Source organism: Haloarcula amylolytica JCM 13557 (assembly GCF_000336615.1).
Classification (GTDB): domain Archaea; phylum Halobacteriota; class Halobacteria; order Halobacteriales; family Haloarculaceae; genus Haloarcula; species Haloarcula amylolytica.
In genome coordinates, this window is record NZ_AOLW01000022.1 from 18003 (window position 1) to 42648 (window position 24646).

General features: G+C 66.1%; 28 protein-coding genes. 12 read left to right on the top strand and 16 right to left on the bottom strand.

Features of this window, described 5'->3' with window-relative positions; translation table 11 throughout:
* Positions 1-7: 7 nt before the first annotated feature.
* The 3 genes from C442_RS11650 to C442_RS11660 form a co-directional block, all read right to left on the bottom strand.
* Positions 8-286 (bottom strand): ubiquitin-like small modifier protein 1, encoded by a 279-nt coding sequence (locus C442_RS11650; protein ID WP_008310667.1) that lies wholly within the window; start codon positions 284-286, stop codon positions 8-10.
* A gap of 121 nt (positions 287-407) precedes the next feature.
* The gene (locus C442_RS11655) at positions 408-2225 is read right to left on the bottom strand and encodes a TrkA C-terminal domain-containing protein (protein ID WP_008310669.1); all 1818 of its coding nucleotides are present in this window, start codon (positions 2223-2225) and stop codon (positions 408-410) included.
* The gene (locus C442_RS11660) at positions 2222-3502 is read right to left on the bottom strand and encodes a potassium channel family protein (RefSeq protein ID WP_008310671.1); all 1281 of its coding nucleotides are present in this window, start codon (positions 3500-3502) and stop codon (positions 2222-2224) included. Before C442_RS11660 ends, C442_RS11655 begins: the two co-directional genes overlap by 4 nt.
* A gap of 29 nt (positions 3503-3531) precedes the next feature.
* On the opposite strand from C442_RS11660, the gene C442_RS11665 reads away from it, so the two are divergent.
* A complete protein-coding gene (locus C442_RS11665; RefSeq protein ID WP_008310673.1) occupies positions 3532-4740 on the top strand; it encodes an NAD-binding protein in 1209 nt (402 codons plus the stop codon).
* On the opposite strand, the gene C442_RS11670 is transcribed toward C442_RS11665, so the two are convergent.
* Positions 4737-6251: an HPP family protein gene (locus C442_RS11670; protein WP_008310674.1), complete on the bottom strand. Its 1515-nt coding sequence runs from the start codon at positions 6249-6251 to the stop codon at positions 4737-4739. The genes C442_RS11665 and C442_RS11670 overlap by 4 nt on opposite strands.
* Before the next feature lie 112 nt (positions 6252-6363).
* Positions 6364-7089 (bottom strand): nucleoside phosphorylase, encoded by a 726-nt coding sequence (locus C442_RS11675; RefSeq protein ID WP_008310676.1) that lies wholly within the window; start codon positions 7087-7089, stop codon positions 6364-6366.
* 86 nt (positions 7090-7175) lie between these two features.
* Here C442_RS11675 and C442_RS11680 point away from each other — a divergent pair, with 86 nt between their 5' ends.
* Positions 7176-7397 (top strand): hypothetical protein, encoded by a 222-nt coding sequence (locus C442_RS11680; protein WP_008310678.1) that lies wholly within the window; start codon positions 7176-7178, stop codon positions 7395-7397.
* A gap of 1 nt (position 7398) precedes the next feature.
* Here C442_RS11680 and C442_RS11685 read toward each other — a convergent pair whose 3' ends face one another.
* Entirely contained in the window at positions 7399-7908 is a 510-nt protein-coding gene (locus C442_RS11685; RefSeq protein WP_008310681.1) for a hypothetical protein, read from the bottom strand.
* 318 nt (positions 7909-8226) lie between these two features.
* Here C442_RS11685 and C442_RS11690 point away from each other — a divergent pair, with 318 nt between their 5' ends.
* Complete coding sequence (locus C442_RS11690; RefSeq protein ID WP_008310683.1) at positions 8227-8640, top strand: hypothetical protein; 414 nt, start codon at positions 8227-8229, stop codon at positions 8638-8640.
* Positions 8641-8648: 8 nt separating this feature from the next.
* Here C442_RS11690 and C442_RS11695 read toward each other — a convergent pair whose 3' ends face one another.
* Positions 8649-9485, bottom strand: a complete 837-nt coding sequence (locus C442_RS11695; RefSeq protein WP_008310684.1) for a DUF63 family protein — start codon at positions 9483-9485, stop codon at positions 8649-8651.
* Between the two features lie 162 nt (positions 9486-9647).
* Between C442_RS11695 and deoC the strand changes: the two genes are divergently transcribed.
* The gene (gene deoC / locus C442_RS11700; protein WP_008310686.1) at positions 9648-10343 is read left to right on the top strand and encodes a deoxyribose-phosphate aldolase; all 696 of its coding nucleotides are present in this window, start codon (positions 9648-9650) and stop codon (positions 10341-10343) included.
* A 50-nt stretch (positions 10344-10393) separates the two neighbouring features.
* Positions 10394-11677: a tRNA (N(6)-L-threonylcarbamoyladenosine(37)-C(2))-methylthiotransferase gene (locus C442_RS11705; RefSeq protein ID WP_008310687.1), complete on the top strand. Its 1284-nt coding sequence runs from the start codon at positions 10394-10396 to the stop codon at positions 11675-11677.
* Positions 11678-11720: 43 nt separating this feature from the next.
* Here C442_RS11705 and C442_RS11710 read toward each other — a convergent pair whose 3' ends face one another.
* From C442_RS11710 to C442_RS11720, 3 genes are all read right to left on the bottom strand, one after another.
* The gene (locus C442_RS11710) at positions 11721-12107 is read right to left on the bottom strand and encodes a DoxX family protein (protein WP_008310690.1); all 387 of its coding nucleotides are present in this window, start codon (positions 12105-12107) and stop codon (positions 11721-11723) included.
* Between the two features lie 33 nt (positions 12108-12140).
* Entirely contained in the window at positions 12141-13055 is a 915-nt protein-coding gene (locus C442_RS11715; RefSeq protein WP_008310692.1) for a cation diffusion facilitator family transporter, read from the bottom strand.
* A 77-nt stretch (positions 13056-13132) separates the two neighbouring features.
* A complete protein-coding gene (locus tag C442_RS11720) occupies positions 13133-13669 on the bottom strand; it encodes an HIT family protein (RefSeq protein WP_008310694.1) in 537 nt (178 codons plus the stop codon).
* A gap of 243 nt (positions 13670-13912) precedes the next feature.
* On the opposite strand from C442_RS11720, the gene C442_RS11725 reads away from it, so the two are divergent.
* Entirely contained in the window at positions 13913-14110 is a 198-nt protein-coding gene (locus C442_RS11725) for a DUF7835 family putative zinc beta-ribbon protein (RefSeq protein WP_004518623.1), read from the top strand.
* 232 nt (positions 14111-14342) lie between these two features.
* Here the strand turns inward: C442_RS11725 and map are convergent, their stop codons facing one another.
* Positions 14343-15239, bottom strand: a complete 897-nt coding sequence (gene map, locus C442_RS11730; RefSeq protein WP_008310695.1) for a type II methionyl aminopeptidase — start codon at positions 15237-15239, stop codon at positions 14343-14345.
* 43 nt (positions 15240-15282) lie between these two features.
* Entirely contained in the window at positions 15283-16125 is an 843-nt protein-coding gene (locus C442_RS11735; RefSeq protein ID WP_008310696.1) for an isoaspartyl peptidase/L-asparaginase, read from the bottom strand.
* 151 nt (positions 16126-16276) lie between these two features.
* On the opposite strand from C442_RS11735, the gene icd reads away from it, so the two are divergent.
* Positions 16277-17539 (top strand): isocitrate dehydrogenase (NADP(+)), encoded by a 1263-nt coding sequence (gene icd, locus C442_RS11740; protein WP_008310697.1) that lies wholly within the window; start codon positions 16277-16279, stop codon positions 17537-17539.
* 140 nt (positions 17540-17679) lie between these two features.
* Here icd and C442_RS11745 read toward each other — a convergent pair whose 3' ends face one another.
* The gene (locus C442_RS11745; RefSeq protein WP_008310699.1) at positions 17680-17907 is read right to left on the bottom strand and encodes a DUF7860 family protein; all 228 of its coding nucleotides are present in this window, start codon (positions 17905-17907) and stop codon (positions 17680-17682) included.
* A gap of 81 nt (positions 17908-17988) precedes the next feature.
* On the opposite strand from C442_RS11745, the gene C442_RS11750 reads away from it, so the two are divergent.
* Positions 17989-18213 (top strand): hypothetical protein, encoded by a 225-nt coding sequence (locus C442_RS11750; RefSeq protein ID WP_008310700.1) that lies wholly within the window; start codon positions 17989-17991, stop codon positions 18211-18213.
* Positions 18214-18232: 19 nt separating this feature from the next.
* Here the strand turns inward: C442_RS11750 and C442_RS11755 are convergent, their stop codons facing one another.
* Positions 18233-19030 (bottom strand): hypothetical protein, encoded by a 798-nt coding sequence (locus tag C442_RS11755; RefSeq protein WP_008310702.1) that lies wholly within the window; start codon positions 19028-19030, stop codon positions 18233-18235.
* A 37-nt stretch (positions 19031-19067) separates the two neighbouring features.
* A complete protein-coding gene (locus tag C442_RS11760; RefSeq protein ID WP_008310705.1) occupies positions 19068-19406 on the bottom strand; it encodes a cupin domain-containing protein in 339 nt (112 codons plus the stop codon).
* Between the two features lie 151 nt (positions 19407-19557).
* Between C442_RS11760 and C442_RS11765 the strand changes: the two genes are divergently transcribed.
* Together C442_RS11765 and C442_RS11770 are read left to right on the top strand one after the other, a co-directional pair.
* A complete protein-coding gene (locus C442_RS11765) occupies positions 19558-20082 on the top strand; it encodes a DUF5817 domain-containing protein (RefSeq protein ID WP_008310706.1) in 525 nt (174 codons plus the stop codon).
* Positions 20079-20429, top strand: coding sequence for a hypothetical protein (locus tag C442_RS11770; RefSeq protein ID WP_008310708.1), 351 nt, complete (start codon positions 20079-20081; stop codon positions 20427-20429). Before C442_RS11765 ends, C442_RS11770 begins: the two co-directional genes overlap by 4 nt.
* 24 nt (positions 20430-20453) lie before the next feature.
* Here C442_RS11770 and hmgA read toward each other — a convergent pair whose 3' ends face one another.
* Complete coding sequence (hmgA, locus tag C442_RS11775; RefSeq protein WP_008310710.1) at positions 20454-21671, bottom strand: hydroxymethylglutaryl-CoA reductase (NADPH); 1218 nt, start codon at positions 21669-21671, stop codon at positions 20454-20456.
* A gap of 81 nt (positions 21672-21752) precedes the next feature.
* On the opposite strand from hmgA, the gene C442_RS11780 reads away from it, so the two are divergent.
* Both C442_RS11780 and nadA read left to right on the top strand, forming a co-directional pair.
* Positions 21753-23249, top strand: a complete 1497-nt coding sequence (locus C442_RS11780) for an amidohydrolase (RefSeq protein ID WP_008310712.1) — start codon at positions 21753-21755, stop codon at positions 23247-23249.
* Between the two features lie 269 nt (positions 23250-23518).
* On the top strand, positions 23519-24646 hold the full coding sequence (gene nadA / locus C442_RS11785; protein WP_193363409.1) for a quinolinate synthase NadA: 1128 nt from the start codon (positions 23519-23521) through the stop codon (positions 24644-24646).

A 24646-nucleotide genomic window follows, 5' to 3' on the forward strand; every position in this document is an offset into this window, starting at 1 on the left:
ATCCGTATCAGCCGCCGCTGACCGGCGGGAACAACGCCAGTTCCGTCTCCTCGTCGACAGCTGTCGCCAGCCCCTCACCGGCGGCGAACGGGTCCTCGCCGTCGACGAGCACCCGGATGTGGTCGGCCAACTCCTCGTTCTCGTCGAGCACCTCCTCGGCGAGCGCCGGTCGCGACGCGAGCAGCGCATCGAGCGCCGTCTCGACCGTGGCGTCCCCCTCGATATCGACGCTGACGGACTGGCCGTCGGCCGCGTCCCGGAGGTGTGCGAACAGTTTCCACTCCATAGCCGTACTCCGGGCGTCCGGCAAAAGAGGGTTCCGGACCGCGCCGTGTCCGGCCCGTTCAGCCGCACAGGAGAAGGACAGTCCGCGACGGCGTGCATCTGGCAGTAACGGTACCCGCCTCTCAGTTTGGCTTCTCCGAATCGTCAGCAGCGGCCGATTCGTCGTCGACGCCGTCTCCGTCCTCGGCGGGCGCTTCGGAGTCCGCCGAGTCGCTGTCGTCGACCTCGTCGGCAGCAGACTCGTCGTCCGCCCCGCCGATCCGCTCTTCGGGGTCCCACACTTCGACGGTGTCGTCGCCGTCGTCTGCCGGCAAGTCCTCGAACGCCTCGTCCGCAGTCAGCTCGTCGTCCGCGTCCTCCACATCGGCGTTCCGAAGCGCCGCCAGCGGGTCGTCGTCCGTGGGTTCGTCTCCGGTCTCGGTTGTCCCGTCGTCAGCGCCGATATCAGCCGAGCCAGCGTCAGCAGCGGTATCAGCAGTCGCCTCATCCTCATCGGCGGTGCCAGTCGGCTCGTCGGCGGTGGTGATGTCAGCCGTGTCTGTGTCCGCGTCGGCGTCGGTCGTGTCATCGGTCTCAGTCTCGGTCGCGTCGACATCCCCCGCGCTGTCGCGGGCATCGGCATCAGTCGTGTCGGCCGCTGGTTCCGCCGTCCCGCCAGTCCGCTCGGTCAGGTCAGCGGAGTCAGACGCGCCTGGCTGACCGTCCTCGGCAGCAGTATCGTCTCCTGGCTCGTCCGTCACAGTCGGCGTCGTGGCCGGTTCGCCCGTCCCTTCCGTGGCTTCCTCCAGCCGCCGCAACGCGTCCGGCGTGGCGATTGCGTAGATAGTGTCGCCGGCCGCCAGCACACGCTCGCGGGACGGGATCGTCTCCGGCGCTGTGTCGTCGCGGGTGATCGCGACCACAGTGACTGCCAGACTCCCGACCGCCGCACCGTCGAGCGCGCTCCCCGGTTCGACGGTGGCGGTGCCCATCGTCTCGTCGGCCGCCCGGAGCAGCGAGGCGAACTCCCGGTCGGAGCGGTCCTGCACCGGAAGCGTGACGAGCTTGTACTGCGTTTGCGGGTCGAGTTTCGGCGTGTCGGCGGCGTCGATAGCGACCGTTACCACGTCGTCGGCGACGCCCCGGAGTTCGCCGGTGAGCACGCGCTTCGCCGGCGCTTGCTCCCAGACCTGAACCAGATCGCCGGCGCTCGCGGCGTGGGCCGGATCGGCCTGGATGGCGACGGCGTTCGTCGAGGGCGGCAGCGTCGGGCCGATGCCGGCCGCCCGTGAGCCAACGGCGAGGTAGTCGACGTTGCCGTCGTCGGCCAGCTCGACGTCTACGTGGCCGACGCCGTAGTCGGTCTTGAGGCGGACGACCAGCCGGTCCCGGAGTTCGTCTTTCGTCAGCCGCCGCGGGAAGAGAAAGCGCCGGTTCGCGAGCGTCTCTTTGGTCTCGTCGGGCATCGGGTCGTAACCGATGATGTCGTCGATATCCTCGGGCAGGCGAACGGACGTGACGCGGCCGACGGTCTGGACGATCTCGCTCACGTCGGCGTCGATGTTCCGGCCGCCGGTCGCGGCGAAGAGGTCGACGCCCAGTCGGTCCCCGATACGCATCCCGCCGTAGGCCCCGACGCCGCCGGCGAGGAACGCAGCGAGGTTCAACAGGACTGCACCGGCCGCCAGCACGTCCTCACGCTGGGCGATGACCTCGCTGAGCGCCGTCGTCGCGCCGATAACGAGGACGACCGCGGTCAGGCCGAACAGGACCGCCAGCCCGGTCTGAATGCGTTCACGGACGTACCAGCGATAGAAGACGGCGATAGCGCCCGCCGGCGTCGCGGCGAGGAGCGTGATAACGAGGAGCCAGACAACGCCCTCGACCAGCGCCCGTGACACCGTCCCCAGTTGCAGGTTCGCACCGGCCTGTGCGAGCAGTGCCGGGCCGAGCGGCGTCATGCGACCGCCTCCGCGAAGGCGTCGAGGTCGGTACGGCGGCCAATCGCGTACAGTTCGTCGCCGGCTTCGACGGCCGCGTCGCCGCGTGGCGCGACCTGCCAGCCGTCCGCCGTCCGGATAGCGACGATGGCAACGTCGTAGGCCTCGCGGACGTGCGCGTCCCTGAGCGTCGTCCCGTCCAGCGGACCGTCGGCGCGGACCGTGAGCCGTCGAAACCGGCTTCCGGCCCGGCGGAGCAGCGAGACGAGTTCGTACTCCCGGTGTGTTCCGCGGGGCTCGACCACGACCTTCGGCTGGGCCGACCGCAAGAGCGGTTGCACGTCCGTCCGAGTAACGGCGACCGTGAGCCGGCCCTCGCCGCCGTCGGTCGTCGGTGCCTGGACCGGCGCTGTGGACGGCTCGGCGTCGGCGATCTCCGGTTCCGTCGGCGTCTCGGCGGGCGTCTCGGCGGCCGACGGAGCCGACCGGGCACTCACGACGGTCCCCCGGACCTGTGCGTCCTCGGTCAGCACCGTCACCTCGTCGTTGCGGGCCAGCCCGGTCGGCAACAGCGCGTCCACCGAGACGGCGTGGCGGTTGTCGCCCACACGCTTCGACAGGCCCGAAAACGGCGGCGCGGCGACGACCGTCGCCCGCCCCTGCTCGTCGATCGAGACGGCAGCGTCGCCGAGGTCGAACTCCGATTTCAGCCGCTCCTCCATCCGGCGTTCGAGTTCGCCGATACGGAGGTCCGCCGGGAACCGCCACTCCTCGGTGCGTATCTCGGCCCGGAGTGGCTCCGAAAGCGGCGGATACCCCTCCATGTCGGCCACGTCGCCGATAACGCGGATACGGACCTCGTCGCGGCCGCCGACGAATTCGACCACGTCCGCAGAGAGTTTCTTCTCGCGTAGCCCCTGGAAAGAGAGCCGCTTCGGGAACTCCGCCCCGAGCTGGTCGCCCTTGCTGTGAGCGTACAGCGACACCATCCCGACAAGAACGATTGCAGTAATGATTCGCTCGGCGTTGGGGGCCTGCGTAATCGACTTGTCCGCCAGTGCCATGAGGCCCCCGCTGACGCCGGCAAGTGCGATTGCCAGCACGACAACACCGAACCCTGGCACGGTAATGCCGGTAAAGTACTTGAAACTGAACCCCAGCGCCCACGACACGAGCGCGGGAATCACTCCCACCAACAGCCCCAGATAGATCCCCATCAGCACCTCAACCGGGAGCGAAGCCATGTCCACATCCTGCGTGGCCGGTAGTAAATCGCTTCCGGCCCGCGGACAGTACATTTACACCGACCGCTGTAATCTGGATGGGTATGGACAGACCGCGGGACTGGCTGGGAGCGCGCGCGACAATCCTCTTGCCGGTGCTGGTGGCGGTGCTGTCGTTCGTCACTGGTGTGGTCAACATCAGTGCCGTGTCGATTAGCGGGCCGCTCGGGGACCTCATTCCGCGAAGCCTCCAGCGCACCGCCGGGTTCACCGGTGCGCTCACGGGGTTCACGCTGCTCGTCAGCGTCGTCGGACTCCGCCGTCGCCTGCGAGTCGCGTGGTACGCGACCGTCGTCTTACTTCCCGTCGCGGCGGTTCAAGGGCTGGTGCAGAACTCGGCGGTATCGATCCCGTTTGTCGGCCCCGTACCGAGTTCGGCGGTATCGATCCCGCTCGTTGCGCTCTCGCTGCTTTCGCTCCCGACGATGCTCCTGAACCGGCGGCGATTCGACCGACCGATCGACCTCTCGACGGCGCAACTGGCCGCGGGCGCGGCGCTCCTCGGTTCGCTCATGTACGGAACGGCGGGGTCGTACGCGCTCCGCGATGACTTCACCAATCTTTCGACGGCGACCGACGCGTTCTACTACACACTTGTCACGGCTAGTACCGTCGGATACGGCGACATGACCCCACAGAGCCAGCAGGCGAAACTGTTCGGCATGTCGGTGGTCGTCCTCGGGACGGCCAGTTTCGCTATCGCACTGGGGTCGCTGCTGGGCCCGGCAATCGAGAAGCGGCTTTCGGAGGCACTCGGAAACATGACTGACGCACAACTGGACTTGCTCGAGAACCACGTACTGGTGCTCGGCCACGGCGACCTGACGGAACCGATCATCGAGGAACTGACCGGCGCAATCGATTTCGTGGTCATCACGCCGGACACGGAGACGGCCACGCGGCTCCAGCAACGGGACATCGCCGTTCTGACCGCGGACCCGAGCGACGAAGAGCCGATGCAACGGGCCGGCATCGAAGACGCCGCCGCCGTCGTCGCGGCGACGAACGACGACGCACAGGACGCGCTGGCGATACTGACGGCACAGACGCTCAATCCGGAGGTCAACATCGTCGCCGCGGCGACGGACCGCGAGAACATCGAGAAGCTCCGCCGTGCGGGCGCGGACACGGTCATCAGCCCGGCAGTGCTGGGTGGCCATCTCATCGTCCAGTCCGCGCTGGGTCGCAAGGGGATGGAGAACATCGCCGACCACCTGCTCGACGTGAACGACGAGGACGACGCGGATATCTAGGCCCGGCCGCGGTCGACGATAGCGACGTCCGTTTCGACGTTTTCTAGCCGTTCGAACGTCGGCGGCGAGATGAACCGCGACGCCTTGCTCCGGTCGCGGCTCGCCCCGATCATGACCAGATCGTACTGCGGGGCGATGTCGGACAGGAACGTCTGGATGTCCGTCCGCGGAACCCGCGTCTCGAACGCGCCCTCGTACGGCTCGACGAGGTCCGCGAGCATCTCCTCGGCCCGCCGGCGGTCCCCGCGGGACCCGATACAGGTCGCGACGGCGACCCGCCCGCTCCGACCGGCCAGTCGCGTGGCGAAGTCGACCATGTTGTGGGCTACGTCACTGACAGACCGCACGGGGACGATGACCTGCTTCCAGCGGGTCCGGTCGCTCCGGGACCGATGGACGACGATATCGCTTTTACTGCGGAACAGCCGCTGTAAATACGGCGTCAACGCCCCGTGTCGGCTCTCGTAGGGCGCGACGATGAGGTCACAGCCGGTTTCGGCCGCGGTTTGCAGCGTCGTCTTCGCCGGCGACCCGTCGTCGCTCGCGACGACGACCTGACAGGAGACGCCCGTTCGCGTCTCGATGCGGTCGGCGTGGGTCTCCAGCCAATCGACCTCCGCTTCGAGGTCAGTCTGGTCGGGTGCTACCGACGCGTTGGCTGGGTCACCGCCGTCAGCGACGCGACGAGTCCGGGCCGATGGCGAGTCGGACCCGTTCTCCGACCGGATGTCCATCTGTATCGTGTCCCGCATGAGCGACTGCTGGGTCGTGGCGGCGTCGCTGTCCGAAACCATGTCCAGCAAGACGACTTTCCCGGCTTCGTGGGCAGCCGCGAGCCGTGCGCCCAGCATCGCTGTCTGGCCCGCCGAGTCGCCGCGCATCGGGACGAGGACGTGGTCGTCGCCGGACATCGACTCGTACAGGTACGTCGCCCGCTGCTCGTAGAACTCCTCGCGCCAGACGACGAAGAGGGCTGCCACGAGCGAACTCGCGAGGAAGATGCTGACAACGAACGCCGCCCGCTGGCTCGGTTCGACCAGCAGCGCCAGCAGGGCGGTGGAGTACGACGACGGCTCCTCGATGTCGAGCGGCCAGGTGACCACGCCGGTCGCGAAGACGGCGAAGCCGGCACCGAGCGCGGTGACGCCGAACTGGCCGCCCGGGGCCGTGAGGTAGCTGTTCGAGACGGCGAGCGCGCCCAGCCCACAGACCGCACCGATGGTGAGTCCCGCGACGAACCGCTTCGGGTCGGAGTACTTGCTTGTCGGGTCGACAAAGAGCGTGTACGACCCCGCTGCAAGCGGCGGGAACAGTAGGAAACTCAACTGCGGGACGGCGTTCGCCAGCGTCGTCACCAGCACGATAGCCAGCGGGACGAACACCAGCATGGAGAGATGGACGAGGTTTTCGGTCACCTCGGCCCACCGTCTGAAGTCCTGTAGTTCGCGGCGCTCGACCCGCCGGAGCCGTCTGACCGCCGCGCGAAGTCGCTTCCGGAACTGGTCGAGCATACAGGTTCCCACGGGAGAATGTCTGTTAAGCCCTCCGCCGGGAAGCGGCGCGACCGGTCGCTCACACGGGACAGCCCCGACAGGCGCTCGCAGAATCCAGCGGTGCCGACGCTTACAGCGACGTGGTCGCCGTCAGACTGATTTCGATGGCGCGTTCGACGTTGTTCTTGGCTTTCTCGGGGAGTTCCTCGTCCTCGGTTTCGCCCTTCTGTGTCCCCTCGACGAGGTTTCCGTCGACGGTACAGATAGCGCCCGAGCGCAGGCCCTTGCGACGACACAGCGAGAACAGCGCGGCGGCCTCCATCTCGACGGCCAGCAGGCCGGCGGCCTCCCAGTCGTTGATGTACTCGTCCGTCTCGGCGTAGAAGGCGTCGTCCGTGGCGATGGGGCCGACGTGGACGTCCTCGTCGTTCGCCTCGGCGGCGTCGACCAGCGACGAGAGGACGTCGTAGTTCGGGACGGCCGGGACGGACTTGGATTCGTAGCGCTGGGACGTTCCCTCGTCCTTGGCAGCGCCGTTAGCGACGACCATGTCGCCGATCTCGATGCCTTCCTGGAGCGCGCCGGTCGTTCCGACGCGGATGAGCGTCTCGACGCCGACCGCTTCCAGTTCCTCGACGGCGATGGCCGTCGACGGCGACCCGATCCCGGTCGAGCAGATCGTCAGTTCGCGGCCGTCGTAGGTCGCGTTGACGAGTTTGTACTCGCGGTTCTCCGCGACGACCTCGTGGTCGTCACAGAGGCCCGCGATGCGGTCGACGCGTCCGGGGTCACCCGGCACGAGCGCGATGTCTGTCAGGTCACCCGGTTCGACGAGTAGATGCGGTTGTTTCGCCATATCGGCCAGTCGGGCGGAACTATTTAGTAGTCAGTGGATTCCTGCCGGTCGCAACAGTGAGGTGGGACGGCCGCGAGAGCGGACGTATGGCAGACGATCTCTCGCTGTTCGATAGGCGGATGCGAGGGCCGGCGGGTATCGCTCTCGCCGCCGGAGTCATCCTCGGACTGCTGACCGGCTACACCGTCGGCGCGGGAACGCCGGACGGCCCCTCGTGGCCCCTCGTCGTCCCGTTCGCGCTCCTTGCCAGCGTATTCCTGTATCTCGGAGCCTACAGAAACCTCTCGAAGCGGGTCGAGAACACGTAGTTCACATCCAGGTGACAAGCACCGGAATGAACAGCGCGAGCGCCGTCCCGAAGATGAACGCCGTGAGTGCCCACTGTTGAATGATCTCGTCGGCATCGTCCCGGACGCTGCCGCCGAAGCGAGGCATGGCCACGCGGACGAAGAAGTAGTAAATGAACGCGGTGACGCCCGCAGCGCCGACGATGTGCGGTATCAGCGGGACGCCGTTGAGCGAGACTGCCGTCGGAAGCACGGACGAGAGGCCTGCAACGACCGCGCCGTAGAGCAGTGCTGCAACGAGGGCGGTGCCGTGATGCACAACGACGGCGAGCGGACGGCCCACTGCCGCCGGATCGGTGCGAGTGAGGCCGGCGGCGGCGACGTGCGCCGGCAGGTATCCCTCGTCCTGTGTCACCATCGGGATATTCAGCAACAGGCCGACGAATGCGCCGGCGACGACACAGACGAACGCCCACTGCGAAATGGGGTATTCAAGCACATGTTTGCCCTTGCCCGCAGTGCCAATGAGCATTGTGTCATGCGCCCAGATCGGAGAAAGTCGACAGTTCCGGCGGAACAGTTCGATAACACGGAGGCGCTGTCAATGTAGCAACGCCAGAAATATCGGAGAGTGCGCTGGCGGTAGCATCTACGACGAGGGATATAGCAGAATTTCAATATGTGCATTGTAGCACACTATGGCAGTTTAGGAGTCGTCAAATCGACTCACCACCGGCGTAGTAGCGCTCCGGGCCCGGCTGGTTCAACCCGACCTGAGATCGGTTTACTCAATATATCACATCACGACAATATATATGCTGCCGTCTCAATAACTACGCTAAGTTATATCATGACACGGAGGCGCTACCAGAACGGGAAGCAGGTGATTAGACGCTGGGACGAGGTCTTCAAGGCCGTTACGGCCGAGCCGCGGCGGCAGCTCATTATCTCGCTGTCGGATGCCCACCCCGACGAGACAGTCCCACTCCCCGAAAGTGCCGTAAACCCCAACGTCCCGCGCGATCCGGCAGTCCTTCGACAGAAGCTGTACCACTGCCACCTGCCGATGCTGGCCGACCACGAGTTCATTACGTGGGAGACAGAGCCACTGGTCGCCGGTCGCGGGCCGCGGTTCGAGGAGGTGGCCGTCGTGTTCGAAGCGCTGCAGTCGAACGCGACGGACATTCCGGAGTCGCTCGTGTTCGGGTGTCAGCGGCTCGAACAGGAACGACAGGAGCGACGCAGCGATTCGGTGGCAGAATAACGCCGCCCTCAGACCGGGCTGAACAGGAACAGGACGATGTTGTTCGTGGCCGGGCCGATGCCGACGGCGGTCACGAGCGCGAGCAGGAGGCTCGCTTCGACCGGGTCCTCTTCGAGGTAGTCATCGAGCAGGAAGACGACCGCAATTGCCACGAGCAGTTTGACGAACACGAACAGCCAGCCTTTGCCGAGATACGGCGCTGTCGGGAGCGTGTCGGCGAACTCCATGATGCGGGCCGGGATCGGCGTTCGCTCCGTGATGCCGATGACGTCAGCGCCGACCGCGGTCGAGACGCCGTCGAGCATGTGCGCGAACACGACCGTCGGGGCCGCATAGCGCATCCGGACCACGACCGGCGTCCGCCACAGCGCGACCGCAAGCACCGTCACGGCGGTCACGACGATTGCGACGACGACGGCGACAGTCGGCCAGATGAGCCCCAGCAGGCCGGACTCCAGTGCCATCACGACGGCGATGACGAGCAACACGGTCAGGAGTCCGATACCGATGTACCCCAGATTGCGCGATATCGTCTCGCTGTGGCCGCGCCGGACGCTGAACAGCGTCAGCGTGATCCAGACGACGCCCAGCGTGACGAACGTCGTGAGGTACACCGCCGGTGCGCCGAACAGCGGTGCGACCACGGGCCTGTACGCTTCGATCGGCGGCTGGTGGAACGCGTGGAGCGCGCCGCCGAGTGCCATCCACGGCGTCAGGGCGACCACGGTCCGCTGGTCGATCGGTGGTTCGAGGGCGTACAACAGCGCTGTCACCACGAGCGTGCCCGCAAGCAGCGCCACAGTGTACTCGAGCGGCGGGAGCGCTAACCCCGAAGGCAGTACCATGTCCCTCACGCCGACGCCGACGAGGGAAAACCTTCCGAACGAGACCGACGGCGGGCACATCGGTACGAGCGGCTATCGCGGACAGCCACTACAGCGGGACACCCGACCCGCACCGTCCGCCGCCCGCCGTCTTTACGTAGACACCGCGTGTCACCCCGCGGTATGGACGACATTCCAGACCGCATCGAGCATACAGTCCTCGGCCCGACGACGACACCGGACGACGTACGGACCTGCCTCGACGAGGCGCTGCAGTACGGGATGCGAGCGTGCATTCCACCGTGTTACCTCCCGCTGGCGACGGAGTACGCGAACGTCCCGCTCACAGCCGTCATCGACTTCCCCCACGGGCAGGGCCAGACCGACAGCGTCTGTCAGGCGGCCAAACTGGCCTGGGACGCCGGGGCCGACGAACTGGATATGGTGTGCAACGTGGGCTTGCTCAAAGCCGGCGCGGACGACGCCGTCCGGGACCACATCACCGAGGTCGTCGCCAGCGTCCCGGTTCCCGTGAAGGTCATCGTCGAAGCGCCGCTGCTCTCTGACGACGAACTCGAACGGGTCGGCCAACTGGTCGCGGACGCCGACGCCGCGTATCTCAAGACCGCAACGGGGTTCAGCGAGGGCGGTGCGACGGTCCACGACGTGGAGATCCTCAGCAAGTACCTCCCGGTGAAAGCCAGCGGCGGCGTCGGGTCGTGGGCCGACGCCGAGGCGATGTTCGAGGCCGGGGCCGAGCGAATCGGGGCCTCCAGCGGCGGTACTATCGTCCGGGAGTGGCAGGCCGAGACAGAGGGCGAGTCGCCGACCGAACCGGAGAGAGAGCGGGACGACGCGGACACAACCGACGGCTACTGACCGGTCCAATCCGTCGCCCTTTTGCCGTCCTGGCGATAGTGTCTGGATGAATGGCCCGGTATCACATCGAGACGTACGGGTGCACCTCGAACAGAGGTGAGACCCAGCAGATCGAGCAGGCGCTCCGGGAGGGCGGGCACCACCCCGCCGACGGGCCGGAGTCGGCTGACGTAGCGATTCTCAACACCTGTACGGTGCTTGAGAAAACCGAGCGGAACATGCTCGCACGGGCCAAAGAACTCGACAAAGAAACGCCGGCCGACCTCGTCATCACGGGCTGTATGGCGCTCGCACAGGGCGAGGAGTTCCAGACCGCCGACGTCGACGCGGAAGTACTCCACTGGGACGACGTGCCCCAGTACGTCCTCAACGGCGAGTGCCCGACAATCACGCCGGACACCGAGACGGTGCTGAACGGCGTCGTCGGTATCCTCCCCATCGCCCGGGGCTGTATGTCCGATTGCTCCTACTGCATCACGAAGCAGGCGACGGGCCGAATCGAGTCGCCCTCGGTCGAGGAGAACGTCGAGAAGGCACGCGCACTCGTCCACGCCGGCGCGAAGGAAATCCGTATCACCGGCCAGGACACCGGCGTCTACGGCTGGGACACCAACCAGGGGACGAGCCTGCTGCCGGAGCTACTCGACCGCATCTGTTCCGACATCGACGGCGACTTCCGGGTGCGTGTCGGCATGGCGAACCCGAAGGGCCTCCACGGCGTCCGCGAGGAACTGGCTCGGGTGTTCGCCAAGCACGACGAACTGTACAACTTCATCCACGCACCGGTCCAGTCCGGCAGCGACGACGTGCTGGCCGACATGCGCCGCCAGCACGCCGTCTCGGAGTACCTGGAGGTCGTCGAAACGCTTGACGACCACCTGGACTACTGGACGCTGTCGACGGACTTCATCGTCGGCTTCCCGACCGAGGAGCCGGCCGACCACGAGCAGTCGATGGCGCTGCTGCGCGAGACCCGCCCCGAGAAGATCAACGTCACGCGCTTCTCCAAGCGGCCCGGCACCGACGCCGCCGACATGAAAGGCCTGGGCGGCCAGACGAAGAAGGACCGTTCGAAGGAGATGAGCGAGGCGAAGATGGAGCTCATGGCCGAGGCCTACGAGGAGATGGTCGGCCACACGTCCTCGGTGTTGCTCGTCGAGGACGGCACCGACGAGTCGCTGGTGGGTTACGACGAGGCCTACCGGCAGGTCGTCATCGCCGACGCCCAGGAGCGCGGCCTCGAAATCGGCGACACGGTCGACGTGGAGATCACGAGCCACAACACCGTGTACGCCTTCGGCGAGCCGGTCGAGCGAGCGCAGGTCGCGGACTAAGCGGGTCGGCAGCCCGAATTTTCAGTCGGAATCGACCGGGCAATCAGTCGCCACTGTATGCCTCGCGGAGGAACGCTATCGCTCCGCCGAACATCGCGAGGTTGCCGAAGAAGGCCAGGCGCTCGCCGCTCCGGTCGTCCGGGTCGGCGTTCCAGAAGTCGTGCATCGTCGGGGTCACGACGGCGAGGAACGTGGCGACGGCCCCGGTCGAAACCCGAGGAAGCCGCCAGAATGCCGTCCCCAGCCCGCCGACCAGCATCATCCCCGAGGCCAGCGGGGCCAACAAATCCGGCGCGGGGACACCCGCAGATTCAGCGTACTCGATTGCGTCCTCCATGTCGCGGAAGTCCTCGGCGGCCTGCAGAGCCACGCCGAGACCGAACAACAGTCGTCCGAGCGCGAGCCAGCTACGTGATGAGTCGTCGCCCATATGCTACAGCATGGCACGGAAGCTACTAAAACGTCACTCCAGATCAGCGAGCCGTTCCACTTCCTCGTCGTCTTTCCACTCGCCGAGTTCCTTCGGGTCGACGTGGATGAACGCGTCGTCGACCTCCGGGAGTTCCTCGATGGACTTGATGACCGCCGTCTCGATGTCGTGGGCCTCGAACAGCGTCAGGTCGCCCTCCACCTCGATGTGGAGGCTCACGTCGATTTCGGGGCCGACGTAGTGGGCGATAACGTCGTGTGCACCTCGGACCTGCGAGTGGTCCAGCGCGCGGCGGAGGATTTCGCGCCGGAGGTCCTCCGGCGGTGCGCCGCCAACGAGATAAGTGACGTTTTCCTGTACGACCTCGATACCGGTGTAGATGATGCCGATGGCGACGACGAGCGCGGCCAGCGGGTCGGCGATGGGGTAACCGGCCATCGCGCCGGCAACGCCGACCAGCGCCGCTCCCGCGGTGAGGATGTCGTTGCGGTTGTCCTTCGCCGTCGCAACGAGCGCCGGGGAGTTACGGTCCGTGCCCGCGCGGAGACAGTAGCGATAGAGGGCGTACTTCGCGACGGCCGAGAAGGCGAGCACGAGCACGGCGGCTGGGCCCTGTGTCACCGAGATGTTCCCGGTCAGCAGGGCAGTGCCGGCGTTCCAGAGGACGAAACCGCCAGCGGAAAAGATACCCGCGGCGACGAACAGCGAGACGAACGGCTCGATGCGTTCGTGGCCGTGGGGGTGCTCGAAGTCCGGCGGGCGCGTCGTCAGGTACAATCCAGCGACGATGACCAGCGAGTAGGCGGTGTCGGCGGCGCTGTTGACCGCCTCGGACTGGACAGCGAAGCTCCCGGTGGTGAGCCAGACGCTGGCTTTCAGCAGCACGAGGAGGAGATTGACGCCGAGAACGAGCAGGCCGACCCGCCTGAGCGTCGCGCGGCGTGACATTGCTCCCCCGTTGTCGGGCCGCCGTCAAAGCCGCTTCGACACTGAGCTATCCCCGACTGAACTTCCCCGCGACCGCCTCAATTGATGCGGACAGCCCCGTCGTCAGGAGCGGTTGTCCCGTCCTGTGATGCGAACGCAGCGTAGAGCCGGTCGTACGTCTCTTCGACGGCCTCGACGATGACTTTCGTATCACTGATGACCGGCATGAAATTGGTGTCGCCGTTCCACCGCGGGACGACGTGAGTATGGAGGTGGTCGTCAATCGACCCGCCGGCCGCGGAGCCACCGAGGTTCAGCCCCGCGTTGAACGCGTCCGGGGACAGCGCCGTTTCGAGGGCGTCGAACGTCCGCTGTTTCAGCCGGGCGTGATCGAGCAGGGTTTCGTCGTCGAGGTCGCCGTACTCGCCGGTGTGGGTGTGGGGAATGACCATCACATGCCCGGGGTTGTACGGGTAGTTGTTCAGGAGGACGAAGGCGTGGTCGCTTCGTGCCACGAGGTTGTTCGCCCGGTCGTCGTCCCCCGCTTGAAACGCACAGAACACGCAGTCGGCGTCGGGGTTCGTCTCCTCGCGTTCGACCCACTCGATGCGCCACGGCGCGAACACCTTGTCCATACCGCCAGTTGTCGACCCACCAGCAAAAACGACAGGACTGATACTGCGAAAGAAGTATATAAAAGTGTTGGCCGTTCACGGTCGTAGACCGGATTCTATAGCCTTAGAGGGACTTTTAAACATTCTCGTCTTCTCTAAGGTAGCAATCCGAAAAAATCGGCCGCTATCTGGCGATAAACAGTGCTGAACGGACCAGAACTGAAGGTGGTTTTTATACTCCTTACCCGGCTTGTATCAGGCGGGATGGCAGCGATAAACGACGGCGTTGACATGGCTGAACACTGTTCGACGTGTGACCGCGAGACACCGCACGCCGTGCGTGTCCAGATACAGACAGAGTCCGATAAACGCGAGAACGCGGCGTTTTCCCGAGAGCCGTATCGGGTCAGCGAGTGTCAGATCTGTGGCACAACCACGTCCACGCGGATGAACAACGCCTGACCATCCCACACACCCCACCCCCACCCCACCGTTTCAGTACGCCACGCGGTCTTTGACTGCGTGGCCACACACCCCCCACCCCACCGTTTCCATACGCCACGCGGTCTTTGACTGCGTGGCCACACACCCCACCCATCACACCCTTTCACACCGGCCACAGAGAGATGTCGCTGTGGATGCTCAAGAAGCGGAGTCCGGTGTCAGTCCAGCGGGTTCGAAGCCGGTGTTCACGCTACCGCGAACGGGTCGTCACTTCACAGCCGTCCTCGGTGATGATAACGGTGTGTTCCTTCTGACTGACGTACGCGCCGTCCTGCTCTTTGAGTACCGGATAGCCGTGGACGATGTCCTGCTGTTTCAGCCGGCGAAGCGCCATCTCTGCTCGCGGTGAGTCAAGCCAGCGGGCGGCGAACGGCAGCGTGCGGTACTCCTCGGTGATCTGTTCGAGGACCTGTCGAGCCTGCCGGTTCCGAACTGACCCTTCCCGTTCGAGGGCGAAAATCTCCTCGTCGGCCCCTTCCTGCACCTTGCCGCGGCCGTCAGTGGCGAACGGCTCGATAGCGACCACGTCGCCCACGTTGAGCGTCGCGCCCTGTGCCACCTCGCGGTTCGGGATGTTCGGTGACGTGTGCTGCTCCCAGTGACCGAGTCCGTGGCCGGTGAGGTTCACGACGGGGTTGTAGCCGTACCCCTCGATGACCTCCTCGACGGCCGCGCCGATCTGGCCCACGTCGACGCCGGGGCCGGCAACGTCCAGCGCGGCGTCCAGGGCCTCGGCGGGCGCTTCGGCGAGTTCGTCCTGCCCGGAGAGGTCGACCGTCACGGCGGTGTCGGCGAGCCACCCGTCGACGTGGACGCCGATGTCGAGGTTGACCATCTCCTCGCCGAAGGTGGCGTCGTCGTCGCGCTCGGGCGTGGCGTGGGCCGCCTCCTCGTCGATAGAGATGTTCACCGGGAACGCCGGCTTGCCGCCCAACTCCTTGATTTTGTCCTCGGCCCACTGAGCGACTTCGAGATGGGAGACGCCCACCTCGACGTGCTCGGCCGCCTCGTCGCGCACCTGTGCCAGAATCTCGCCCGCTTCGCGGCATTTCTCGTACTGCTCGGAATCGAAGTCCACGTCAGTCATGCACGCCGGTTAGTCGGTCGCGGGCAAAGGGGTTTCCCTCTGGCTATCTCGTCGCGGTCTGCATCGCGGCGGTGTTGCGTTCGGCCCCGGTGTGACCGGCGTGGTCGAGCACGATCACGCCGGCGCGCCCGCCGGTGGCGTCCTCGAACGCCGCGATTGCTTCCTCGGCGGCCTGTCGCGGGCCGTACGTGTCGAGCAGTTCGACGGCGTGGCGGGCCAGGCCGAACCGGGCGATGGCCTCCCCTTCGCCGGTCGCGCTCGCGCCGCCGCGGTCGTCCGCGTAGAACCCAGCGCCGACCTGCGGGACGTCGCCGACCCGACCGGCCAGTGCAAACCATCGCCCGGCGGTCGACGTCGCTGCCGCAAGCCGGTCCCCGTCGGTCGCAACCGCGCCGACGGTGTCAGTGCCGCTGAAATGCTTACGGACCCATTCGAGGTGGTCGGCGGGCCCGCCACCGGGTGGGTCAGCGGCCTCGTATCGCTGGCGCGTCTCCGCGGTCGTGAGGTCGCAACCGGTGTCGATACCCATGTCTGCCGCGAAATCGACGGCCTCGTCACCGGCCAGCAAGACGTGTGGCGTCTCGGTTCCCACACTGTGGGCCACATCCGTGGCGTGTACAACGCCAGACATTGCACACGCCGCCCCGACCTGGCCGGCGTCGGTCATCAGTCCAGCGTCGGTCCGGACCTCCCCATCGCTCTGGACGGCCCCACCGACGCCGGCGTTGAACGCCGGATCGGATTCGAGCGGTCGAAGCGCGGCCAGCACCGCGTCCATCGGACCCTCCGCCGCCGTTGCCTGTTCAGCGGCGTTGGTGAGTGTTTCCTGCCGAGTAGCCGGTGACTCCGGTGGACTGCCCGCGCCGCCGTGGACGATGACGTGCATGCAGACCTGTTGACAGACGAAAGGCATATGACCTCCGGCTATAGCGATAGTGACGTGCCGGCATGCGGTCGCAGCCCTTTCTTTACGCACTGTGTTACCACGTCTGAGGCAAAGCGGCACGCCTTTAGGGGCGACTGTCAATTGGCGGAATATGGGCTACGATTACGACAAAGTGGAGGTTCCCGACGAGGGACAGCAGATTCAGGTCACGGAGGACGACGAACTCGACGTTCCGGAGAACCCGATCATCCCCATCATTCACGGGGACGGTATCGGGACGGACGTCGGTCCGGCCGCACAGAAGGTGCTCGAAGCCGCCGCGAACGCCACCGGTCGTGACATCTCCTGGATGCGCGTCTACGCCGGCCAGTCCGCCCGGGACAAGTACGACGAGAACCTCCCCGACGACACCGTCGAGGCGATCAAGGAGTTCAACGTCGCCATCAAGGGCCCGCTGACGACCCCGGTCGGGGCCGGCTTCCGCTCGCTCAACGTCGCGCTCCGGAAGACGCTCGACCTCTACGCGAACGTCCGCCCGACCTACCACATCGACGGCGTCCCGTCGCCGGTCAAGGACCCCGGGGAGATGGACATGGTCACCTTCCGGGAGAACACCGAGGACGTCTACGCCGGCATCGAGTGGGAGGCCGGCACCGACGAAGTCGAGGAGGTCAAGGAGTTCGTCGAGGACGAGATGAACTTCGACGAAACCATCCACGACGGCCCGGTCGGCATCGGCGTCAAGCCGATCACCGAGTTCGGGACCAAGCGCCTCGTCCGCGAGGCCATCGACTACGCCCTCGAAGAGGACCGCGACAGCGTCACGCTGGTCCACAAGGGCAACATCATGAAGTTCACCGAGGGCGCCTTCCGTGACTGGGGCTACGAGGTCGCCGAAGAGGAGTACGGCGAGAACGTCATCACCGAGGACGAGCTGTGGGACGAGTACGACGGCGAAGCGCCCGAGGACGCGCTCGTTGTCAACGACCGCATCGCCGACAACATGCTCCAGCAGCTCCTGACTCGCACCGACGAGTACGACGTCATCGCGACGATGAACCTGAACGGGGACTACATGTCCGACGCCGCCGGCGCACAGATCGGCGGGCTCGGCATCGCTCCCGGCGCGAACTTCGGCTCGGCCCGCTGTCTCGCAGAGCCGGTCCACGGCTCCGCCCCGAAGTACGCCGGCGAGGACAAGGTCAACCCGACCGCGATGATCCTCTCCGGCCGCCTCATGCTCGAATACATGGGCTGGAAGGACGCCGGCCAGCTCGTTCGCGACGCCGTCGAGGAGACGATCTCCTCCGGGAACGTCACCTACGATCTCGAACGCCAGATCGAGGGCGGCACGAAGCTCGCCACCAGCGAGTTCGCCGAGAAGGTCGTCGAGAATATAGAGAAGCTCGCGTAAGCGAGTCGCGCAGATCACCCAAACTCTCCATTTTTTATCGCGCACAACAGCCGGGACTGGCGAGACGAGCGGTCGTGCTGTCGGGAGAACGAGGCCGTCGCTTGGGAGTCGTTCTATCGAGCGTATCCGTCAGAGAAGGGTTACTCGGTCAGCGGAAGGACCACACCGAACACGAGCGGCGAGAGGAGGCCGACGAGAATACCGAGCATTTCCATGTCGACCAGCAGCGTGTCGCCCCAGGCGGGGAGCGTCCCGAGAACGGCGCTTCCGGCGACTTCCCCCGCGATGCCGAGGAGGAACAGCCCCGCCCCGAGCATGAACCCGCGCTTTGCGAGTGTCGCGTAGTCAGCGTTCCAGTTTTGGCTCATACAGGCCCGTTCTCGTGGGCCTACTAAGCTCTCTCGGATCGAAAGAGCTACATGCGGGTTGACACTGATATCTGCGCATACATGGTTTCAGAATCGATTCCAGAGCTACTCGAACTCCTGCTCTCGACGCTCCTCGCTGCTGGGCTAACCGTAGGAGGAGCACTCACCGAACAGGCCGCTCTCGCCGATCTGTCCGGCGGTATTTCTGCGCTCGCTATCTGGGAGGTTTATATTGGACTGGTTCTCCTGTACGCCGGCTATATGCTCGCCTCACGCCGAGTCCTGCCCGCGCTCGGTAGCGCCTGAATTCGTTCGTTGCGGGCGGTTATTCCTGAAGCGACCGCTGGGTCGTGTTCGCGACCCACTTCGGCTGTGTCACTGTCGTAGACCCGACGTTTCGTAGCCGCAGGTATTGCGTGACACGGACCTGCTGGTCGCTCCGTTCGGCATCGAATGCCAGCCGAAGCGCCGAGACGGTACCGTCGTGACTGACGCGGAGTCGGACGGAGACGTTGCGAGGGTCGCTCACGAACAGCGGTGTACTGAGCCTGCCAGGGTCCGTGAAACGGGTGCCGACGAGGACGACGCCGCCGTCGCTCCGGTCGGCAACGGAGAGATCGACGGCTTCCCCGATGCCACGTATCATCCGGCGCTCCGAGAGGTCCGAGACCGGGCCGTCGTCGCGGACAGTCCACTTGACCCGCTGGGGCCGGTTCGCTCGCCCGTCGTACCGGGCCGCGACGATGGAGCCGTTGGTCCAGTAGTCAATGCGGGTCGTGAAAGTGTTCAGTTCAGTGCCGTTCTGGCGGAACTGCCCGGCATACGTTGTCTTGTTCGCCGCGACGTGGCGTGTGTGGTTAGACCGCCGGAGTACCGTTCCGTTGCTGTCAGTGACCCGCTGGCGGGTGGCCAGCGTGTAGTTCGTCGTCGCGAGCGTCCGCGCGTGGGCGCTGGCCAGCACTGACGGCACCACAGCCTCGTCGCTCACACCCGGCGGATAGCCGGCCCCATCGGTCGGCACCGCTGCCGGCGTGACTGTTTCGGGACTGTCCTGCTGGACGAAGCCCGAGCACCCGGCAAGTACGAGCGCGAGCGTCACGACAGCAGCCACTGCTCGCGTCATTGATTGCGCTACGGCCGCCGGCCCCAAACAGTTGTGGCTAGTCCTGCCAGTCCGGGTTCGATCTGGGCGGACTGAACACGTCGATGCCCCGGACCGGTTCCTCGCCGTCGTTGCGCGCTTCGTGTGGCTCCTCACTCGGGACCACGTAGGAGTCGCCGGGGCCGATGACGTACTCCTCGCCGTTGACGTGGAAGGTAAAGGTCCCTTTCACAACGTAGCCGACCTGCTCGTGGCGGTGGCTGTGTTCCGGGACGGCCGCGCCGGGGTCGATGTGGAACTGCTGGACGCTCATCTGCTCTCCGACCGCCAACTGTGTCAGGTGAACGCCGTCGACTGCTTCGACTGTCTCGCAGGCCGCCTGTGGTACTTCCCTCATGCGCTATGCTGTCGTACCCGGCCCACCTAAGCGTTCGTCCGCCAGGGGTGAGCATCGACGCCGTGACACTCGTTATAGAGATCCTAATCCACACGCTGTGGTCGCGCCGCCTGTCGGTGGATTCAGTACCGTCCGGCCCTGACAGAGAGGTATGTACGCGGTCGTCGGGTGTAGTGATTGCAGCGCGCTGTGGGTCACCGAGGGACGGCCGGAGACGACACAGTGCCCGCGGTGTGGCACGCGCCGGAAACACGCCAAGCGGCGGAAGTTCGTCGAAACGGACGACGAGGCCCACGCCCGAGAGGTCCGGGCGTCGATGCTGGCGAACAGACAGGGGGAGGGGGACGCCTTCGCGGAGTTGGATTCCTACGCCGAGATGGAGCGCCAGGTCGACGACGCGGGCGTGGACGACGAGACGTACCTCGAAGATTCGGGGGTGGATACAGACGCCGTGTCGGCGGCCGCCGAGCGCACCGAACAGGGGGCGACGGACGGGTCGAGCCGCAAGGAAACCGTCCTGAGTGCGTTGCGGACCCTCGACGGGCCGACCGAGGATGATGTCGTGGCCTACGCCGAGGAACGCGGCGTCCCGGCGTCGTACACCCGGAAGGCACTGACAAAGCTGGTTCGCGCCGGCAAGGCATCGGAGAGCCGGGGGCAGTACCGGCTGCTATGACCGCGACGCTGGACTTCGAGCCCGGCCCAGTCGCGGTCGGGACGCTTGTCGGTCTCTCGGGATTGCTGTTCTTGCTCACGCCGGTCGTCGAGCCGGTTGCTGTGGGTTCACTACGGGTGAGCACGGTCGCGCTCTCGGCGGTCGTCCTCACGCTCGGATTCGCGCTGGGGACGGTCGTGTTCGCCCGGCGCGGCCGACGGCTGTTCGCCATCGCCCACGGCGTGTTCGCGGTGGCGTGGGCGCTGCTGGTGCTCGGCCCGCTGCTCGGGCAGGAAGCGCTCCTGCTCGCTGGCGTCATCGTTCTCGTTGCGGGGGCCGGCTTTCTGGTAAGCCAGAGCCGGCAGTGATAGTGCGCCGCCGGGAAGCCGGGGCTACCGCCCGAGGTCGGCGTGCGCCGAGGAAAGGTGCCGAGACGAGAGCGCCGCGAGCAGGGAGAGTTCCCCAGCAAGCGCGCCAGCAGCGATGACCTCCGCGAGCGCGTCGGCGTTACTGCCAGCAGGGTCGCCGCCGCCGCTGTAGCCAAGCACGTCAAGCGCTTCGGACTGCGTGGGGAGACCCGTCCCGCCGCCGACAGTGCCGACCTCCAGCGATGCAATGGTGACAGAGGCATACAGGCCGTCCTCCCGGGCGTCGACCGTCGTGATAGCGTTGCTCCCCTCGACCACCTGCGCGATGTCCTGCCCGAGCGCGAGGAAGGCCGCGGCGACGACGTTGGCGGCGTGGGCGTTGAATCCCAGCGCGCCGGCCTTCGCCGAACCGACGAGGTTCTTGCGGGTATTTGCCTCGACGATAGCGTCGGAAGTCGTGTCCAGTCGCTCCTCGACCTGCTCGTGGGGGATGAGTACGTCGGCGGCGACAGTCCGACCGCGCCCCTCGACAGCGTTGATAGCGGCGGGCTTCTTATCCGAACAGAGGTTGCCCGACAGCGCGACGAGGTCAGCCGGCGTCTCGGACTCGACGACGTCGCAGGCCGCCTCCGTCGCGATGGTAGCCATGTTCATCCCCATCGCGTCTTTGGTGTCATACGAGAACCGCAGGAAGACGCTGTCGCCGACGACGTAGGGCGTCACGTCCTGCAGTTCGCCGTGGCTGGTCGTCGATTCGGCGGCGTCGGCGAGAGCGTCGACGTGCTCGCGGACCCAGGCCGACACCTCGCCCGCCTCGGCCACGTCTTCGACACGGAACACCGGGGCGCGGGTCATCCCGGATTTGAGCACGCGAGCGGTCGCGCCGCCGGCGTTTCGGATGGTCGAAACACCACGGTTGACGGAGGCCAACAGCGCGCCCTCGCTGGTCGCCAGCGGGAGGTGGTGGTCGCCCTCGGCGGCCCCGCCGTCGACGGGCAGCGGGCCGACGACGCCCATCGGGACCTGCGCCGCACCGACCATGTTCTCGATGTTGCTCTCGGCGTCAGCGGCGTCGAAGGTGTAGTCGCCGACCGCCGAGAGATCCGCGCCGGTCTCCTCGGCCAGCAGGTGTCTACGGGCCGCCGCCGCAACGTCGGGGTCGGCGTGGTCTTCCAGTTCGTAGAGCCGCAACTCACCGTCACGAACGCGCTCCGCGAGCGCCGTAGCGTCGGAGTCGGTCATACTGACCGGTGTGGCTTCGGGACTCCTAACAGTTGCTCTTGGCGGGCCAAGCGTTTTGCAGTCGCCGCTCGCCGAGTTTGTATGGTCGACCGCGTATTCACGAACTGTGAGGTGCGGCCGCTGTCCGGCGACGGTCCGGCATCGGCGGTCGCAGTGACGAACGGAACTGTCACAGCCGTCGGAGACCCGAACGAACTCTCGACCGCGGGTGCCGAGACCGTCGACTGTCGCGGTGGCGTTCTGTTGCCCGGCTTCGTCGACGCCCACACGCACCTCGACATCGTCGGCCGGCGTGCAGTCGAGGCGGACCTCGCCGGGGCGGACGGCCCGGACGACTGTATCGACCGGCTGCTGGCGGCCGACGACGGCGAGGGCTGGATACTGGGGTTTGGCTACGACGAGAGCGACTGGGACGGGGACCTGCTGCAGGCGGCGACGCTGGACCGGGTGAGCGCTGATCGCCCGGTCGCGGCCGCGCGCGAGGATATCCATACGGTGTCGGTAAACCACGCCGCGCTGGACGTACTGGACCTGCCCGACGACGGCGTTCGGACCGAGGACGGAGCACCAACTGGCGTGCTCGTCGAGGAAGCCGCCGAGGCCGTCTTCGACGCTATCGCGCCCGACTACACGCAGACCCGGGAGTACCTGCTGGCCGCACAGGAGGTGGCTCTCTCAAAGGGAATTACCGCCGTACACGACATGGTGCGGCAGTCTCACGCCCCGCGAGTGTACCGCGACCTAGACACCGAGGACGCACTCTCCCTGCGGATTCGGCTCAACTACTGGGTAGACCACCTCGACGCCATACGGGAACTCGGACTGGTGACGAACCACGGGAGCGACCGAGTGCAAACGGGCGCGATCAAGACGTACATCGACGGGTCGCTCGGGGCCGGCACCGCGCGGCTCCGGGAGCCGTACGCCGACAGCGACAGCGTCGGCGAGTGGCGAACGGACCCAGATGCCCTCCGGGAACTCGTGTCAGCGGTCGACGACGCGGGCCTCCAGTTCGCCGCTCACGCCATCGGCGACGCGGCTATCGACGCGCTGCTTTCGGCTATCGAATCAGTCGACGCCGCGGATGAGCGCCACCGCGTCGAACACGCCGAGGTGCTCACCGGCGACCTGGCGGAGCGACTGGCGGCGTCGCCACTGGTCGTTTCGGCGCAGCCGAACTTCCACCGCTGGGCGGTGCCGGGCGGCCTGTACGACGAGCGACTCGGCGAGCGCCGCGCGCTGACGAACCGGTTCCGCGACCTCGTGGATGCCGGCGCACAACTGGCCTTCGGGAGCGACTGTATGCCGCTTTCCCCGCTGTACGGCGTCGAGCAGTCCGTCACCGCGCCGGAGTCGAACCAGCGGCTGACAGTTGACGAGGCACTCCGGGCGTACACCAGCGGTGCCGCGTACGCGGGCTTCGACGAGGACCGGATGGGCACGATTACGCCGGGATCGGTTGCGGATTTCGCCGTGCTATCGGCCTCTCCGTGGGACGTCCCGAATGCGGATATCTCGGACGTAGCCGTCACGCTGACCGTCAGCGACGGCCAGACCGTGTTCGATTCCGGCGAGTAAGTCCGACAGACGGTAGTATCGACGCGTCACGTTTCCTGTTTCTCGGTAACAAACAACATAATTCGACAGTACGGGATATAGAAGCAGTTAGATCGCCAAAGCCGGATATAAAACCCGATAGGCCACCAACACCGGAAACAGAACTGTAGTTACCTCCAATACCAGGTATACAATCTCCTTGCCCACCAACCCCCGACTTTGAAGATAAAATCTTTTCACGGGAGAGCTCCGAAGTGTGAGTACCGACAGGTGGATACATCGTGCCCGAAATGGAAACCGCAGCGTTCGAGACGGACCTCAGCCTCTTCAAGTACGACAACCTCGAGCAGCTCCCGCCGGCGTACCGGGACCTCGATGCGGACGAGCGGACCGAACGCATCGAGAGCGCGCTCGATACCCTCGGTGACGACGTGGTCATCCTCGGCCACAACTACCAGCGCCGGGAGATCGTCGAACACGCCGACTTCATCGGCGATTCCTACCAGCTCTCGAAGGAGGCCGCCGAGTCCGACGCCGACTACGTGATTTTCGGCGGTGTGACGTTCATGGCCGAATCCGCGGACATCATCACGGACGACGACCAGTCCGTGATCCTCCCGTCGATGGAGGCGTCCTGCCCGATGGCCGGCATGGCCGAGGCGCTGCAGGTCGACGCCGCGTGGGCGGAACTGACCGCGGCGCTCGACGACGACGAAGATATCATCCCGATCACGTACATGAACAGCTACGCCGACCTGAAGGCCTTCTGCGCCGAGCAGGGCGGGCTGGTCTGTACCTCCTCGAACGCGCACAAGGCCTTCGAGTACGCCTTCGAGAAGGGCGACAAAGTGCTGTTCCTGCCCGACAAGCACCTCGGTGAGAACACGGCCCACCGGCTCGGCATGGCCGACGAGACCGTCGAGTGGGACCCGTGGGACGCCGAGGGCACCGACGCCGCTGACGCCGTCGAAAACGACGTCATCCTCTGGGAGGGGTACTGCCAGGTACACGAACGCTTCCGCGAGCACCACATCGAGTCTGTCCGCGAGGACTACCCCGACGCGAACGTCATCGTCCACCCCGAGTGTCGCCGCGAGGTCGTCGAGGCCGCCGACGTGGCCGGCTCCACGTCGACCATCTGTGAGTCCGTCGCCGAGGCCGACCCCGGCGAGACGTGGGCCATCGGCACCGAGATTCACCTCACCCACCACCTCCAGCGGTGGCACCCCGAGGTGAACGTGGTTCCGCTGTGTGGCGACGCCTGCATGGACTGCAACGCCATGCGTCAGATCGACCCGAACTACCTCGCGTGGGTGCTGGAGGAACTGGTCGAGGGTCGCGAGCGCAACGTCATCGAAGTCGCGCCCGAGGAGAAGGACCTGGCACAGGTCGCGATGGACCGAATGCTGGAGATCTAA

Excerpts from the sequence above, each read along its gene's own strand:
- C442_RS11650 (WP_008310667.1), bottom strand. The coding sequence starts at position 286 with ATGGAGTGGAAACTGTTCGCACACCTCCGGGACGCGGCCGACGGCCAG.
- C442_RS11655 (WP_008310669.1), bottom strand. The coding sequence starts at position 2,225 with ATGACGCCGCTCGGCCCGGCACTGCTCGCACAGGCCGGTGCGAACCTG.
- C442_RS11660 (WP_008310671.1), bottom strand. The coding sequence starts at position 3,502 with ATGTACTGTCCGCGGGCCGGAAGCGATTTACTACCGGCCACGCAGGAT.
- C442_RS11665 (WP_008310673.1), top strand. The coding sequence starts at position 3,532 with ATGGACAGACCGCGGGACTGGCTGGGAGCGCGCGCGACAATCCTCTTG.
- C442_RS11670 (WP_008310674.1), bottom strand. The coding sequence starts at position 6,251 with ATGCTCGACCAGTTCCGGAAGCGACTTCGCGCGGCGGTCAGACGGCTC.
- C442_RS11675 (WP_008310676.1), bottom strand. The coding sequence starts at position 7,089 with ATGGCGAAACAACCGCATCTACTCGTCGAACCGGGTGACCTGACAGAC.
- C442_RS11680 (WP_008310678.1), top strand. The coding sequence starts at position 7,176 with ATGGCAGACGATCTCTCGCTGTTCGATAGGCGGATGCGAGGGCCGGCG.
- C442_RS11685 (WP_008310681.1), bottom strand. The coding sequence starts at position 7,908 with ATGCTCATTGGCACTGCGGGCAAGGGCAAACATGTGCTTGAATACCCC.
- C442_RS11690 (WP_008310683.1), top strand. The coding sequence starts at position 8,227 with ATGACACGGAGGCGCTACCAGAACGGGAAGCAGGTGATTAGACGCTGG.
- C442_RS11695 (WP_008310684.1), bottom strand. The coding sequence starts at position 9,485 with ATGGTACTGCCTTCGGGGTTAGCGCTCCCGCCGCTCGAGTACACTGTG.
- deoC (WP_008310686.1), top strand. The coding sequence starts at position 9,648 with ATGGACGACATTCCAGACCGCATCGAGCATACAGTCCTCGGCCCGACG.
- C442_RS11705 (WP_008310687.1), top strand. The coding sequence starts at position 10,394 with ATGGCCCGGTATCACATCGAGACGTACGGGTGCACCTCGAACAGAGGT.
- C442_RS11710 (WP_008310690.1), bottom strand. The coding sequence starts at position 12,107 with ATGGGCGACGACTCATCACGTAGCTGGCTCGCGCTCGGACGACTGTTG.
- C442_RS11715 (WP_008310692.1), bottom strand. The coding sequence starts at position 13,055 with ATGTCACGCCGCGCGACGCTCAGGCGGGTCGGCCTGCTCGTTCTCGGC.
- C442_RS11720 (WP_008310694.1), bottom strand. The coding sequence starts at position 13,669 with ATGGACAAGGTGTTCGCGCCGTGGCGCATCGAGTGGGTCGAACGCGAG.
- C442_RS11725 (WP_004518623.1), top strand. The coding sequence starts at position 13,913 with ATGGCAGCGATAAACGACGGCGTTGACATGGCTGAACACTGTTCGACG.
- map (WP_008310695.1), bottom strand. The coding sequence starts at position 15,239 with ATGACTGACGTGGACTTCGATTCCGAGCAGTACGAGAAATGCCGCGAA.
- C442_RS11735 (WP_008310696.1), bottom strand. The coding sequence starts at position 16,125 with ATGCACGTCATCGTCCACGGCGGCGCGGGCAGTCCACCGGAGTCACCG.
- icd (WP_008310697.1), top strand. The coding sequence starts at position 16,277 with ATGGGCTACGATTACGACAAAGTGGAGGTTCCCGACGAGGGACAGCAG.
- C442_RS11745 (WP_008310699.1), bottom strand. The coding sequence starts at position 17,907 with ATGAGCCAAAACTGGAACGCTGACTACGCGACACTCGCAAAGCGCGGG.
- C442_RS11750 (WP_008310700.1), top strand. The coding sequence starts at position 17,989 with ATGGTTTCAGAATCGATTCCAGAGCTACTCGAACTCCTGCTCTCGACG.
- C442_RS11755 (WP_008310702.1), bottom strand. The coding sequence starts at position 19,030 with ATGACGCGAGCAGTGGCTGCTGTCGTGACGCTCGCGCTCGTACTTGCC.
- C442_RS11760 (WP_008310705.1), bottom strand. The coding sequence starts at position 19,406 with ATGAGGGAAGTACCACAGGCGGCCTGCGAGACAGTCGAAGCAGTCGAC.
- C442_RS11765 (WP_008310706.1), top strand. The coding sequence starts at position 19,558 with ATGTACGCGGTCGTCGGGTGTAGTGATTGCAGCGCGCTGTGGGTCACC.
- C442_RS11770 (WP_008310708.1), top strand. The coding sequence starts at position 20,079 with ATGACCGCGACGCTGGACTTCGAGCCCGGCCCAGTCGCGGTCGGGACG.
- hmgA (WP_008310710.1), bottom strand. The coding sequence starts at position 21,671 with ATGACCGACTCCGACGCTACGGCGCTCGCGGAGCGCGTTCGTGACGGT.
- C442_RS11780 (WP_008310712.1), top strand. The coding sequence starts at position 21,753 with ATGGTCGACCGCGTATTCACGAACTGTGAGGTGCGGCCGCTGTCCGGC.
- nadA (WP_193363409.1), top strand. The coding sequence starts at position 23,519 with ATGGAAACCGCAGCGTTCGAGACGGACCTCAGCCTCTTCAAGTACGAC.